Raw genomic sequence first — 12,847 nt, 5'->3', positions numbered from 1 at the left:
CTGTCGGCGCGTGGGGCGGGCAGGGCACGGCCCGTGGGGCGGCGCGTGTCCCGGTACGGATCGCTCGACAGGTAGGAGGGGCTCGGCCGTGCGCCGGTTGCCTGCGGCGCCACCGCGACGCGATGCGGCGGGCCTCGCCGGTGAGGAACTGCACGATCGCCTTGTCCGCCGCCCGGGACGGGCGGACCTGCCAGGTCGTCCGCGAAGGCGGCGACCTGGCAGGGGACATGGATGTCACGGCCGCCCGGGCCCTGGACCGGCACCGCCGGACCGCCCGGTCCGGTGTCGTCCGTGGGGAGCCGGGCTCCGTTCACGGCGACGGCGGGCGCGCCGTGTCCGTCTCCATGGTCCGGACGAGGCTGCGCGGACGCATGTCGGTCCAGACGGCGTTGATGTGGTCCAGCGCCGTGTCCCGGGGGCTCTCCCCGAGGTCGGTCCGCCAGCCCGCCGGTACCTCGGCGGACGCGGGCCACAGCGAGTACTGCCCCTCGTCGTTGACGAGGACCAGATAGGTGCCCTCGGGGTCCTCGAACGGATTGCCGCTCATCGGGTGACTCCTTCTCGACGTGTCGTTTCTCCCGTGGATCGCACGGACCGGCCCTGCTCCTCGCAGACCTGCTGGATCGCCGTCGCCAGCTGGTCGCGGTGCGGCTGTGCCGCCCGGTCGAGGTCGAGGGCGAACGGCAGCACCGTGCCGTCCGGCCGGGTGATCCGCCGGGGCCGCGCCACCAGGCGCATCTCCTCCGAGGCCGTGGCGACGATCTCGGCGCCCAGGCCGCAGAACCGGTTGGAGTCGTCGATGACGACGAGGCGGCCGGTGCGGTTCACCGACTCGGCCAGACCGTGCCAGTCGAAGGGGTAGACCGTGCGCGGATCGAAGACCTCCACGGAGATGTCGGCCGCCAGTTCCTCGGCCACCTCCAGGGCCTGCCCCACGAAGTGGCCCACCGCCACGACCGTGACGTCCGTCCCCTCGCGCGCCACATGACCGACGCCGAGCGGCAGCGGAGCGAGCCGGGCGAGGTCGACGCTCTCGAAGCTCATCGACGACGCCGCGGGCGTGAGCACCACCACCGGGTCGTCGTCGCGGATCGCGGAGACCAGCAGGCCGTAGGCGTCGGAGGGGCTGGACGGCACCACTGTCTTGAGGCCGACGTGCGCGAACAGGCTGTAGGGCTGGTCCGAGTGCTGGCCCGCCCAGCCGGTGCGCGAGCCGGAACCGGGCACCAGATAGGTGACCGGCACGTTGACCTGGCCGCCGGTCATCAGGGAGAACTTGTGCGCCTGGTTGGCGATCTGCTCGAAGACCAGGAACATCAGCGAGGGGATCTGGAACTCGATCACGGGGCGGTGCCCGGACAGCGCGGCGCCGGTCGCGAAGCTGGTGAACGCCTGCTCCGACAGCGGCATGTCCACGATCCGCTCCGGGCCGAAGCGCTGTACGAGCCCCTTGGTGACGTTGGCGACGCCGACGCGGATGTCCTCGCCGAACACGCAGACCTGGGGATCCCGTTCGAGTTCGTCGTTCAGGGCGCGGGTGAGCGCGGTGAGATAGCCGAGCTTAGGCATGGGTGGTCACCCCCGCCCGGGGGCGCAGGCCCGTCGCGTAGAGATGGTCGAGAGCGTCGGCCGGATCGGGCTTGGGGCTGTCGAGGGCGAACCGCACGGCCGACTCCAGGACGGCCTCCACCTCGTCGTCGACGCGGGCGCGCTCCGTGTCCGGGATCCGCTCGGCCTGGATCGTCAGGGGGTCGCGGCGGCGGCCCTCGTCCACCTGTTCCTGGGTGCGGTAGCGCACGAAGGAGCGGTGCTCCCAGGTGTGGTGGGCGTCGAAGCGGTAGGTGCGGCACTCCAGGAATGCCGGTCCCCCGCCCGCGCGGGCCCGCTCGACGCACGCGCGGGTGGCGGTGAACACGGCCTCGGCGTCCATGCCGTCGACGGACTCCGCGGGGATGCCGAAGGCCTGCGCGCGGCCGGTGATCGAGCCCGCGACCATGTCCTCGACCGTGACCGTCGAGGAGTAGCCGTTGTTCTCGCAGACGAAGACGACGGGAAGACGCCACAGCGAGGCCATGTTGAAGGACTCCAGCACCACGCCCTGACTGACGGCGCCGTCGCCGAAGAAGCCGACGGCGACCCGGTCCCGGCCCGCGCGCACGGCGGCCCATGCCGCGCCGGTCGCGATCGGCGCACCCGCGCCGACGATGCCGTTCGCGCCGAGGATGCCGAGGCCGACGTCGGCCGCGTGCATGGAGCCGCCACGGCCCCTGTTGAGCCCGGTGATCCGCCCGGCGAGCTCCGCCATCATCCGCGCCGGGTCCGCGCCCTTGGCCAGGACGTGGCCGTGGCCGCGGTGGGTGCTGGTGATGACGTCGTCGGGGCGCAGCGCCGCGCACACGCCCGCGGCCACGGCCTCCTGTCCGGTGCAGGGGTGGATGCCGCCGACGATCTCCCCCGTCTTCACGAGCTCGACGCAGCGCTCCTCGAAACTGCGGATGAGTCTCATGGTGCGGTACAGCGGCACCGCGGGTTCGGCCTCGCCGGCGACAAGGCTTTCGCGAGGGTTCTCAAGCGGGCTTCGAAGTGGATTCGGCATGGCCGCGCTCCCTTCCCTTCCGGTCTCCTTCGGGGGACAGCCGCGGGGCCAGCGCGGCGACGGTGGGGGCCTCGAACACCGCCCGGATGCCAAGGTCCGCGTCCAGGGCGGCACGGATGCGGGACACGAGCTTGACGGCGAGCAGGGAGTGTCCGCCGAGGTCGAAGAAGCTGTCGTCGACGCCGACGCCCTGCACGCCGAGGACCTCGGCGAACAGGTCGCACAGGGCCTTCTCCGCCGTGGTGCGCGGCAGCCGCCCGGAGGGCCGCGCCGGCGTGTCGTCGGGGGCGGGGAGGGCGCGCCGGTCGAGTTTGCCGCTGGGGTTGAGCGGCATCCGCTCCAGCCGTACGAGGGCGGACGGGATCATGTACCCGGGCAGGCTGCGGGTCAGGTGGTCGCGCAACTCGGCACCGTCCGGGGCCGGTCCGGCGCCGTCGGCGGGTACGTAGTACGCCACCAGGCGTGCGTCGCCCGGGGTGTCCTCGCGCACGGCGGCCGCGGTCTGTGCCACTTTGGGGTGGGCCGCGAGCACGGTCTCCACCTCTCCCAGCTCGATGCGCAGGCCGCGGAGCTTGATCTGGTCGTCGGTGCGCCCCAGGTACTCCAGGTTGCCGTCGGCGCGCCAGCGGGCCAGATCGCCGGTGCGGTACATCCGCTCGCCCGGGGCGGCGAACGGGTCGGGCACGAACCGCTCGGCGGTCAGCCCCGGCCTGCCCAGATAGCCGCGGGCCAGGCCCGCTCCCGCGATGTAGAGCTCTCCGGGCACGCCTGGCGGTACGGCCTGCAGACGGGCGTCGAGGACGTAGGCGCGGGTGTTGCGCACGGGACGGCCGATGGGCGGAGCCGTGGGCGGTGCCGTGTCGGTGCCGTCCGGGAACCAGGCGGTGGTGTAGACGGTCGCCTCCGTGGGGCCGTACACGTTGGCGACGCGGGCCCCGGGCACGGCGGCGCGGATCTCCGCCAGGGTGTGTGCGGGCAGCGCCTCGCCGGCGAGCGCGACCATGTCCGCCCTGAGGGCCACGTCGTGCCGGTTCAGCAGGTGTGAAAGGGCCGACGGCACACCGCAGATGAGGCTTCCGGTCCACTGTCCGCCGGGGCGTTCGGCGAGTGCGAGCACATCGGGTACGACGTCGACGGCGCCGCCTGTGAGCAGGGGGCCGAAGATCTCGAAGACGGACACGTCGAAGCTGAGCGGGGTGGCGGCCAGCGTGTGCGCGAACCGTTCGCCGCCCAGGGTCTCGCGTCCCCACAACACCAGGTCCACCACGTTGGCGTGGGGCACGAGGACGCCCTTGGGGCGGCCGGTCGACCCCGAGGTGTACAGCACGTAGGCGGCGTTCGCCGGGGTCAGGGGCAGCGTCCGGTCGGTGTCGCGGGGGTCGTCCGGCGCGCCGTCGAGGGTGCCGGCGCCGGTGTCCGGGTGCACGCGCGGTACGGCGGCGGGCAGTTCGCACGGGGTGTCGGGGGCGGTCACGACGCAGACGGGGGCGGCGTCCTGGAACATGAACGCGATCCGGTCCGCCGGGTGGCGCGGGTCGACCGGCAGGTAGGCGGCGCCCGACTTGAGGACGGCGAGGAGCGCCACGATCATGTCGGCCGAGCGGGGCAGGGCGAGAGCCACGATCTGTTCCGGTCCCGTGCCGGCGGCGATGAGCCGGTGGGCGAGGCGGTTCGCGCGGGTGTTGACCTGCGCGTAGGAGAGCCGCACGTCGTCGCAGATGACGGCCGTGGCATCGGGTGTGCGGGCGGCCTGCCGCTCGAACAGGTCCGGCACGGTGACGGCCGGGATGGGCCGCTCGGTGTCGTTCCACTCCTCGAACAGCAGGCGCGTCTCCTTGGCGCTGAGGATGCCGAGCCGTCCGACGGGTGTGTGCGGGGCGTCCGCGGCCGCGCTCAGGAGCCGGGCGAGACGGGTGGCGAGAGTGGCCACGTCCTCGGGGTCGAACAGGTCGGTGCCGTACTCGAAGAAGCCGGTCAGACCCAGCGGTTCGCCGTCGTCGGAGAAGCGCTCCTCGATGTTCAGGAGCAGGTCGAAGCGGGCCGATCCCGGGTGCAGCAGGCCGGTGGTGATGTCGAGTCCGGGCGTGTCCAGGCGGGGTGCGGGCGCGTTCTGCAGGACCAGCGAGACCTGGAAGAGCGGGTGGCGGCCGATGACGCGAGGCGGGTTGAGGTCGTCCACCAGGTACTCGAAGGGCACGTCCTGGTGCTCGTAGGCGCTCAGGGCGACGTCGCGCACGCGGTGCAGCAGGTCCCGGAAGGACGGGTTGCCGGAGGTGTCGTTGCGGATGACCAAGGTGTTGACGAAGAAGCCGACGGAGCGGTCGAGGCCCTGGTCGGTGCGGCCGGCGATGGGTGAGCCGATGGGGATGTCGTCTCCCGCGCCGAGCCGGGTCAGGAGTGCCGCGAGGCCGGCCTGAAGCACCATGAACAGGCTCGTCCCGGTCTCCTGGGCGAGTGCGGACAGACGCCGGTGCAGGTCGGCGTCCCAGGCGACGGAGAGGGTCTCGCCGCCGTAGGTGGGTTCGGCGGGGCGCGGGCGGGCGAAGGGCAGCTCCAGCTGGCCGGGCAGATCCGCGAGCTGCCGCCGCCAGTGGGAGAGCTGGCGGGCGAGGGGGCTGGCCGGGTCGTCCGGGTCGCCGAGGAGACGGCGCTGCCACAGCCCGTAGTCGGCGTACTGGACGGCGGTGTCACGGCCGTGGTCGTCCACGCCGGGGGGCGTCCCCGTGCCGCGGGCCTCGTACGCGGCCATCAGGTCCTCGGCCATCGGCGCGAGGGACCAGCCGTCGCAGGCGATGTGGTGGACGAGGAGCAGCAGCACGTGCTCGGTGTCGGACAGCGTGAACAGGTGGGCCCGCAGCGGGATCTGGGTGGCCAGGTCGAAGTGGTGACCGCTCGCCTCGGCGAGTGCGCCGGGCAGCGCCGCCTCGGTCGTGCGCGTTTGCCCGAGCTGCGGCCTGGCGTCGTGGGGTGCGAGGATCCGCTGGTACGGCTCGCCGTCCCGGTCGGGGAAGAGCGTGCGCAGGGATTCGTGGCGGGCGACGAGGCCGGCGACCGCGTCGGCCAGTGCGGTGACGTCCAGCCGGCCGCTGAACCGCAGCGTCCAGGGCACGTTGTAGGCCCGGCTCATCCCTTCCAGACGGTGCAGGAACCACAGCCGGCGCTGGGCGAAGGACAGCGGCAGCGGGTCGGGGCGCTCGACGGCGCGCAGCGCCGGCCGCACGCGGGCCGGGTGCGGTGCCCGGTTCTCCGGCCGTCGTGCCAGGGCGGCGACGGTGGGGTGCTCGAAGAGGGTGCGCACGGCGAGTTCCTCGCCGAGCCGGGCGCGGACCCGGGAGGCGAGCCGGGTGGCGAGCAGCGAGTGACCGCCGAGCGCGAAGAAGTCGTCGTCGATACCGATGCCCTCGACGCCGAGTATCTCGGCGAACAGGGCGCACAGCACCTCCTCGCGCTCGGTGCGCGGGGCCCGCGTGGACTGCGCCTCGACGACCGGCGCGGGCAGGGCGGCGCGGTCGAGCTTGCCGTTGACGGTCAGCGGCAGCCGCTCCAGGAGCACCACGGCCGACGGGATCATGTAGTCGGGCACCCGCGTGCGCAGGTGTTCGCGCAGGGCGGCGGTCAGCCGCGCGCCGTGGCGGGCGGCCACCGGGCTGCTGGCGTGGGCCAGCGGGTCACCGGGCGTGCCGTCCGGCTCGTACGCCGCCAGGGGGCCGGCGGCGGTGGCCGCGCGGCGCGCGAAGACCGCGTCCACCCTGTCCACGGCCTTCGCCGCCGGTGTGACGGCGACGTGGTAGCCCAGGCGCTCCCCGAGCAGGTAGAGCTCCTCGGGATCGACACCGCGGGGCTCCTGGGCGAGGGTGCGGCGCGCGTCCTCGATGCCGGTGCCGTTCTCGAACGCCCTTGCCGCGGCGGCCTCCTGGGTGACGCGCCTGTTGGGGACGGACAGCACCCTCAGCCGGTCGGGGCCGTGCCGCCGCAGATACGTCTCCAGCTCGTGGGGGCCGGGCAGTTCGTCGCCGAAGCGCAGCCGCGGCCCGCCGGCCTCCGCGCTCCGCACGGGTGTCTTGAACAGCACCGCGTCGTAGCGGTACCGGGTCATCTCGTTGTGCAGGGTTCCCCGGCGCACCTGGATGTCGACGGCGCCGACGGCTTCGTGGCGGGCGGCGAAGGCGTGGAAGAAGTCGGGGGCGAGCAGCAGCTCCTCCTCGAGCACCAGGGCGCGCTCGACGGCGTGGCGGACCGTGGCCCGGTCCGCTTCGGGTGCGGCACGGCGCAGATGGGCCGCGGTGGTGAAGGGGCGCAGGGCGCGCAGGTCGCGTACGTCACCGACGAAGACGGCACCACCGGGTGCGGTGAGGCCGAGGGCCTCGGCGAGGACGTCGAGGAGGTAGCCGCCGCTCGGGAAGTACTGGGCGACCGAGTTGACGACCACCACGTCGAAGTGGCCCGAGGGCAAGCCGGTGGTGTCGTGCGCGGCCTGGTGGCGCAGCCGGACCCGCGCGGCGAGGTCCGGTCGCGCGGCGATCTCGCCGGCGAGGGTTTCGACGGCGCGCGCGGAGACGTCCGTGCCGTGGTACTCCTCGCAGTCGGCGGCGAGCCGGGACAGGAGCAGGCCGGTTCCGACGCCGATCTCCAGGACGCGGCGGGGCCGCAGTTCCCGGATGCGCCGGACGGTCGTGTCGCGCCACTCGCGCATGTGGTCCGGCGCGATGGGCTGACGTTCGGTGTAACTGTCGTACCAGCTGGCGAAGTTCTCACCGAAGGCCGTGCGCTCGGCGGGCTCGGCGGCCTCGGCGTATTGGGCGTCAAACACATTCTGCCAGTCGTGCACCTGCCGCGCGGCCGCGTCGTCCGCGTCCTCGTCGGCCTCCGGGCGTCCTTCCGCCACGACATAGGCGACCAGACGTCTGTCGCCGGGGGTGTCCTCCCGGGCGACGACCGCGGCCTGGCGCGTCGCGGGGTGGGTGGCGAGCGCGGCCTCGATCTCGCCCGGCTCGATCCTGAAGCCCCGGATCTTGATCTGCTGGTCGGCGCGTCCGATGAACTCCAGCTCGCCCCGCTCGCTCCAGCGGACCACGTCGCCGCTGCGGTACATCCGGCTGCCGGGCGGCCCGAAGGGGTCAGCCACGAAGCGCTGGGCGGTCAGTCCCGGCCGGTCGAGGTAGCCGCGGGTGACCCCCGGCCCGGAGACGTACAGCTCCCCGGCCGTTCCGGGCGGGGCCGGGCGCAGCGCCTCGTCCAGGACGTACAGGGACAGGTCACGGATGCCGACGCCGACGCGGCTGGGGGCGTGCGGGACGGCCTCGGCCGCGCGGAGCCGGGCGATCGTGGTGTGCACGGTGGTCTCGGTGATGCCGTACATGTTCACGAGCACCGGGAGGTCGTCGCGGTGCCGTTCGTACCAGGGCGCGAGCTTGCCGAAGTCGAGGGCCTCGCCCGCGAACACGACCATGCGCAGGGCGAGTTCGCCGTGGTCGGCGTCCCGGTCGGCGTCCATCAGCGGGTAGAAGGCCGACGGCGTCTGGCTGAGGACGGTCACCCGCTGCGCCGCGAGCAGCGCCCGGAAGCGCTCGGGCGTGCGGCTCGTCTCGTACGGGACGACCACGAGGCGACCGCCGTGCAGCAGTGCGCCCCAGATCTCCCAGACGGAGACGTCGAAGGCGTAGGAGTGGAAGAGGGTCCACACGTCGTGTTCGTCGAAGCCGAACTCGTCCGCCGTCTCGGTGAACAGACGGATGACGTTGGCGTGCGAGACCACCACGCCTTTGGGGCGGCCGGTGGAGCCCGAGGTGTAGATCACGTACGCCGTCGTCGCGGGCCGGACAGGGGCCGGGCGGTCGGCGTCGGTGGGGTCGGTGTCCGGCAGGGCGGCGAGCTCCTCGGCGGTGGCCGGGTCGGAGAGGGCGAGGCCGGGTACGCCGGCCGGGGCGTCCGTCAGGTCCTGGCCGAGCAGCAGCACCGGGCGGGCGTCCGCAAGGGTCCGGTCGATCCGTTCGCGCGGGTGGTCCAGGTCCAGCGGCAGGTATCCGGCGCCCGACTTGAGGACCGCGAGGATCGCGACGACGGCGTCGGCGGACCGGGGCAGGGCGAGGGCGACGAGTTTCTCCGGGCCCGCGCCCCGGGCGAGGAGCGCGTGGGCCAGGCGGTTGGCCCGGGCGTTGAGCGTGGCGTAGTCGAGGTGTTCGTCGCCCATGGTCAGGGCCGTGCGGTGCGCGTACCGGGACACCTGGGCTTCGAACAGTTCCGTGAGCGTGGCGGTGGCGTCCGCGGGTGGGACGGCCGACCGCTGCCGGTGATCCGTGAAAGCGCTGTCCGATCCGGTGGTTGCCATGGCCCCGTCCTTGGTCGTTCTCTCAACGCCGATACCTTCGAGCGCTCTTGGCAGCGCGTGTGCGGTGCGGTGCGCTCGCGCGGCCGTGCCGCGCGAGCGCCTCGTGCGTGGCTCGTGATGCCTGGTGTACGTGGTGCCTCGTGTTCGTGATGCCTCGCGTACGGCCTCGCCCCGGGCCTCAGCTCTCCGGGCGGCTGCGCGGCGCGAGGACGCGCAGCAGGTTCTCGTGCAGCAGGAGCGAGCGGTCCGCGCGCGGCACCCCGGCGAACACCGTCGGACCGTCCACGACCTCCGCCAGCAGGGTCTTGAGCCCGTTGAGCCGGGCGAGCGGCCAGTCCGTACCGAAGATGATCTTGTGGTTGACGCCCAGCCGGAACAGCCGGTTCAGATGCTCGGGCCAGGAGGGCAGGCTCGGGCCGCTCGCGAAACCGCCGGTGTCCAGGTACACATTGGGCCGGTACGCCGCCAGATAGGCGCACGTCTCGACATGGGTGAGTCCGCCGTGCCCGAGGACGAAGTTCACCCGCGGGAAGTCCCGCGCGGCCTTGTCGACGCGCAGGGGGTGCGCCGGTCCGTAGTCGAGGCTGCGCGCGGTGGGGCCGGTGTGCACGAACACCGGCAGGTGGCGGGCCGCGCAGATCTCGTAGTACGGGTACAGGCCCGAGTCCGACGGCGAGTAGCCGCAGGGCGGATAGAGCTTCACCCCGTCCAGGCCGTAGGCGTCGACCATGTCCTCGAACGCACGCACACCCTCGGGTCCGCGCCGTGGGTCGACGCCGATGTAGACCCAGAAGCGGCCGGGGTGGCGCAGCCGGATCTCATGGTGCCGGCGCGCCGCCTGAGCGGGATCCAGTGTGCCGGGCATCCGCAGGCCGAAGTCGGGCACGAGCAGCACCGCGCGGTCGATGCCGGCCGCGTCCATCTCGCCGATCAGGCCGTCGGCCAGATGGTCCTGCTGCTGGGCCGCCAGGCCGTCGGTGACACGGCCGAGGCTCGGGGCCGTGCCGACGGAGCCGAGGCGGCAGCAGACGTTGCTCGCCACGTCCTGCGCGAAGGCCCGCGGGATGAAGTCGGTCGATGCCACATGGCAGTGGCCGTCGTAGACCGTGGTCATTCCGCGCAGTGCTGGATCAGGCCCTGGATGCTGATCCCGTGCTGGGGGTCGAAGGTCGCGAAGTCGAAGTGGACGTCGGCCTGTTCCTCCAGGTAGGAGATGAGGCCGACGATCGCCATGGAGTCGAGGAGCCCGGTGTGGCTGAGGTTGGTCGTCGCGTCGATCGCCGCGTGCGCCTCCCCCTCGATCCACCGCTCGACCCATTCGACCATCAGCTTCTCCAGCGCTGCGACGTCCGCGTTCATGCCCGGCCTCCCCGGTCCGTGACGGTGATGTGGTCCTTGCCGACGTTCTCGGCGGTGCTCTGTGGCGTCCCGGCGACCAGGCGCAGGCTGTTGCCGCCCATGATCATGCGCCGGTCCGCCTCCCTCAGCCCGGCCACCGCGGGCTGCCCCTTGGCGAAGGCGCTCACCAGGCCGGTCAGTGACTCCGAGAGCCGGTAGGAGGGCCAGCAGGTGCCGAAGAGGATCTTGTGGCTGATGCCCAGGCGGAACAGCCGGTTGAGATGTGCCTGCCAGCCGTCGGCGGCCAGGACCGAGTGGAACTGGCTGATGTCCAGGTATGTGTTGGGCCGGTGGGCGCACATGTAGGTGGCCTCTTCGACGTGGGTGACCCCGCCGTGCCCGAGGATGAAGTTCACCCGCGGGAAGTCCCGCGCCGCCTCGTCGAGCAGCAGCGGTGTGCCGTACTCGAAGTCCAGCGGGCCCCAGCCCGGCCCGGTGTGGCTCAGCACGGGCAGGCCGTTGCTCTCGCAGATCTCGAAGTACGGATACAGCCGGCGGTCGCTCGGCGAGTAGCCGCACAGCGGGTACAGCTTGAGCCCGGCGAAGCCGTACTCGGTCACGCACCGTTCGAACAGATCGACACCGTCCTGCCCGGCGCGCGGGTCGACGCCCCAGAAGACCTTGAAGCGGCCCGCGTGCCGGCGGTTCACCTTGTCGATGTGCCCGGCGAGTTCGGGCGGTGTCAGGGCGCACCGCGCCACGTGCGAGTAGTCCGGGATCACCAGGAACGCCTGGTCGACCCCCGCTTCGTCCATCTCCGCGACGAGCCGGTCGCCGTCGTCGTCCTGGTGGACGGCGAGCACCCGGTCCAGCATGCGCTCGCGCTCGACCCGGTGGCCGTAGGCGGTCATGCGGTGGTGGGCGTTCTCCGCCTGGTACTCCAGGAAGGCCCGGGGGATGGCGAGTTGACTGCCGAGCTGCACCTGGGCGTCGACGACTGCGGGCAGCGTGTCGTCACCGGCACTCGGCGCGCCGCCGGGGTCCCTCCCCATCACCGCTCGGTCCGGACGTCCGCGCCCGGCTCGCCCGCGGCGGTCCCGCCGGAAGCGGACTCCTCCTCGACCGCCGCCGCGAAGTGCTCCGCCGCGCGGCCCCGGCTGAGCTTCATGTTGGCGGTCATGAACGCCGGATCGGACCGCAGGGCGGTGTCGGAGAAGACCAGCGACATCACGCGCTCGTGGGCGTCGAGGGTCGCGTTGATCTCCTCGACGCGCTTCTCGATGTGACCGCGCAGGGCGGTGTCCGCCGGATCGGCCGGGGTGACGATGGCGCCGAGCCGGTTGGACTGCGGGGTCGGCACCACGATGATCTCCGAGACGCCGTCGATGCCGGTGAACGCGGCCTCGATCTCGGCCGGGTGCACCTTGCGGCCGCTGCCGAGCGCGATGACGTCCTTCTTGCGCCCGATCAGGGTCAGGAACCCGTCGGGGTCGAGGCGAGCGTAGTCACCGGTCAGGATCGTGCCGTCGGCCTGGAAGACCTCCGCGGCGGTCGGGTCCCCGTCGGTGTCGAAGTAGCCGCGCCCGAGCGGGGCCGGGCGGTTGATGAGCACTTCGCCGTCGTCGAGGAAGGTCACCGCGTCCGGGTCGATGAGGCGGCCCACGGTGCCGACGCGGTGGTCGTCCGGGGTGTTCCAGGCGACCATGCCGGTCTCGGTCAGGCCGTATGCCTCCAGCAGGGGCACGTCCCGCTCCCAGAATCCGTCCAGGGTCGCGCGCCGGATCGGTGCCATGCCGGTGATCATGAAGCGGATGCGTCCGCCCAGGAAGTCCGGGAGCGAGTCCTTGCCCGCGCCCTTCACATGGAGCTGGAGCGCCGTGTCGTAGAAGACGGGCGGTCCGATCAGGAAGGTCGGGCTCTCCGCGCGCACCGCCTGGAAGACCCGCTGGTACGGGGCGAGCACCAGGTCCGCGCCGAGCCACAGGCACAGGTAGACGGACAGCCGCTGCTGGTAGTTGGCGAGCGGCAGGAAGATCAGGTGCCGGTCGGTGCCGGTCACGCCGAAGGCGTCGATGAAGCGGTTGATGACGTACTCGGTGCCCTTGGCACTGATCTCCAGGCCCTTGAGCCGGCCGGTCGTGCCCGAGGAGTAGACCAGGCTGTGGACGTCGTCGGTCTCGACGACGACGGCGGTGGGCGGCACCACGTCCGCACCCGGGACGCCGTCGGGCCGTACGACGGCGGGGGCGGTCGTGGGCAGGTCTGCGATCAGCAGGGCGAGCCCGTGGCCGGCGATGAAGTCGTGGGGGTCGGGGATGTCCGTGGTGTCGGCGAACGCCTTCAGCCGGGCTCCCGCGGCCAGGGCAGCCAGGTCCCAGGCGAGCCAGTCCAGGCTGTTGGCCGCGCGGATGCCGATGAGGTGGCCGGGGCGCACGCCCGCGGCCGTCAGCTGCCGCGCCCGGGTGCGTGCGAGGTCCGTCAGCGCGCTGTGCGTGAGCTCGCGGCGCCCGCCGGTGACGTCGATCTCCACCACGCGGGCGGCGGTGTGGTTGCCGGAGCGGTCCAAGAGGTCCGCAAGGTTCATG

At 72.7% G+C, this 12,847-nt stretch carries 8 protein-coding genes; all 8 read right to left on the bottom strand.

Annotation, left to right across the window (positions count from 1 at the left end; genetic code table 11):
* Nucleotides 1-310: 310 nt before the first annotated feature.
* The 8 genes from AVL59_RS16460 to AVL59_RS16425 all read right to left on the bottom strand — a co-directional run bounded on the left by AVL59_RS16460 (nt 311) and on the right by AVL59_RS16425 (nt 12,846).
* Nucleotides 311-547, bottom strand: a complete 237-nt coding sequence (locus AVL59_RS16460; protein WP_067304736.1) for an MbtH family protein — start codon at nt 545-547, stop codon at nt 311-313.
* Nucleotides 544-1,569, bottom strand: coding sequence for an alpha-ketoacid dehydrogenase subunit beta (locus AVL59_RS16455; RefSeq protein WP_067304733.1), 1,026 nt, complete (start codon nt 1,567-1,569; stop codon nt 544-546). The genes AVL59_RS16460 and AVL59_RS16455 overlap by 4 nt, the downstream gene beginning before the upstream one ends.
* A complete protein-coding gene (locus tag AVL59_RS16450) occupies nt 1,562-2,506 on the bottom strand; it encodes a thiamine pyrophosphate-dependent dehydrogenase E1 component subunit alpha (RefSeq protein ID WP_067317357.1) in 945 nt (314 codons plus the stop codon). The genes AVL59_RS16455 and AVL59_RS16450 overlap by 8 nt, the downstream gene beginning before the upstream one ends.
* A gap of 61 nt (nt 2,507-2,567) precedes the next feature.
* Nucleotides 2,568-8,924, bottom strand: a complete 6,357-nt coding sequence (locus tag AVL59_RS16445) for a non-ribosomal peptide synthetase (protein WP_067304731.1) — start codon at nt 8,922-8,924, stop codon at nt 2,568-2,570.
* A gap of 178 nt (nt 8,925-9,102) precedes the next feature.
* On the bottom strand, nt 9,103-10,038 hold the full coding sequence (locus AVL59_RS16440) for an amidohydrolase family protein (RefSeq protein ID WP_067304728.1): 936 nt from the start codon (nt 10,036-10,038) through the stop codon (nt 9,103-9,105).
* Entirely contained in the window at nt 10,035-10,283 is a 249-nt protein-coding gene (locus AVL59_RS52155; RefSeq protein WP_067304725.1) for a phosphopantetheine-binding protein, read from the bottom strand. Before AVL59_RS52155 ends, AVL59_RS16440 begins: the two co-directional genes overlap by 4 nt.
* Entirely contained in the window at nt 10,280-11,314 is a 1,035-nt protein-coding gene (locus AVL59_RS16430) for an amidohydrolase family protein (protein WP_067304723.1), read from the bottom strand. Before AVL59_RS16430 ends, AVL59_RS52155 begins: the two co-directional genes overlap by 4 nt.
* The gene (locus AVL59_RS16425; RefSeq protein WP_067304721.1) at nt 11,314-12,846 is read right to left on the bottom strand and encodes an AMP-binding protein; all 1,533 of its coding nucleotides are present in this window, start codon (nt 12,844-12,846) and stop codon (nt 11,314-11,316) included. Before AVL59_RS16425 ends, AVL59_RS16430 begins: the two co-directional genes overlap by 1 nt.
* Between the last annotated feature and the right edge of the window lies 1 nt (nt 12,847).

It is taken from the genome of Streptomyces griseochromogenes, assembly GCF_001542625.1.
Classification (GTDB): Bacteria; Actinomycetota; Actinomycetes; order Streptomycetales; family Streptomycetaceae; genus Streptomyces; species Streptomyces griseochromogenes.
This window is presented reverse-complemented; position numbering and strand designations above follow the sequence as displayed.

Excerpts from the sequence above, each read along its gene's own strand:
- AVL59_RS16425 (WP_067304721.1), bottom strand. The coding sequence starts at position 12,846 with ATGAACCTTGCGGACCTCTTGGACCGCTCCGGCAACCACACCGCCGCC.
- AVL59_RS16445 (WP_067304731.1), bottom strand. The coding sequence starts at position 8,924 with ATGGCAACCACCGGATCGGACAGCGCTTTCACGGATCACCGGCAGCGG.
- AVL59_RS16450 (WP_067317357.1), bottom strand. The coding sequence starts at position 2,506 with ATGAGACTCATCCGCAGTTTCGAGGAGCGCTGCGTCGAGCTCGTGAAG.
- AVL59_RS16440 (WP_067304728.1), bottom strand. The coding sequence starts at position 10,038 with ATGACCACGGTCTACGACGGCCACTGCCATGTGGCATCGACCGACTTC.
- AVL59_RS16455 (WP_067304733.1), bottom strand. The coding sequence starts at position 1,569 with ATGCCTAAGCTCGGCTATCTCACCGCGCTCACCCGCGCCCTGAACGAC.
- AVL59_RS52155 (WP_067304725.1), bottom strand. The coding sequence starts at position 10,283 with ATGAACGCGGACGTCGCAGCGCTGGAGAAGCTGATGGTCGAATGGGTC.
- AVL59_RS16460 (WP_067304736.1), bottom strand. The coding sequence starts at position 547 with ATGAGCGGCAATCCGTTCGAGGACCCCGAGGGCACCTATCTGGTCCTC.
- AVL59_RS16430 (WP_067304723.1), bottom strand. The coding sequence starts at position 11,314 with ATGGGGAGGGACCCCGGCGGCGCGCCGAGTGCCGGTGACGACACGCTG.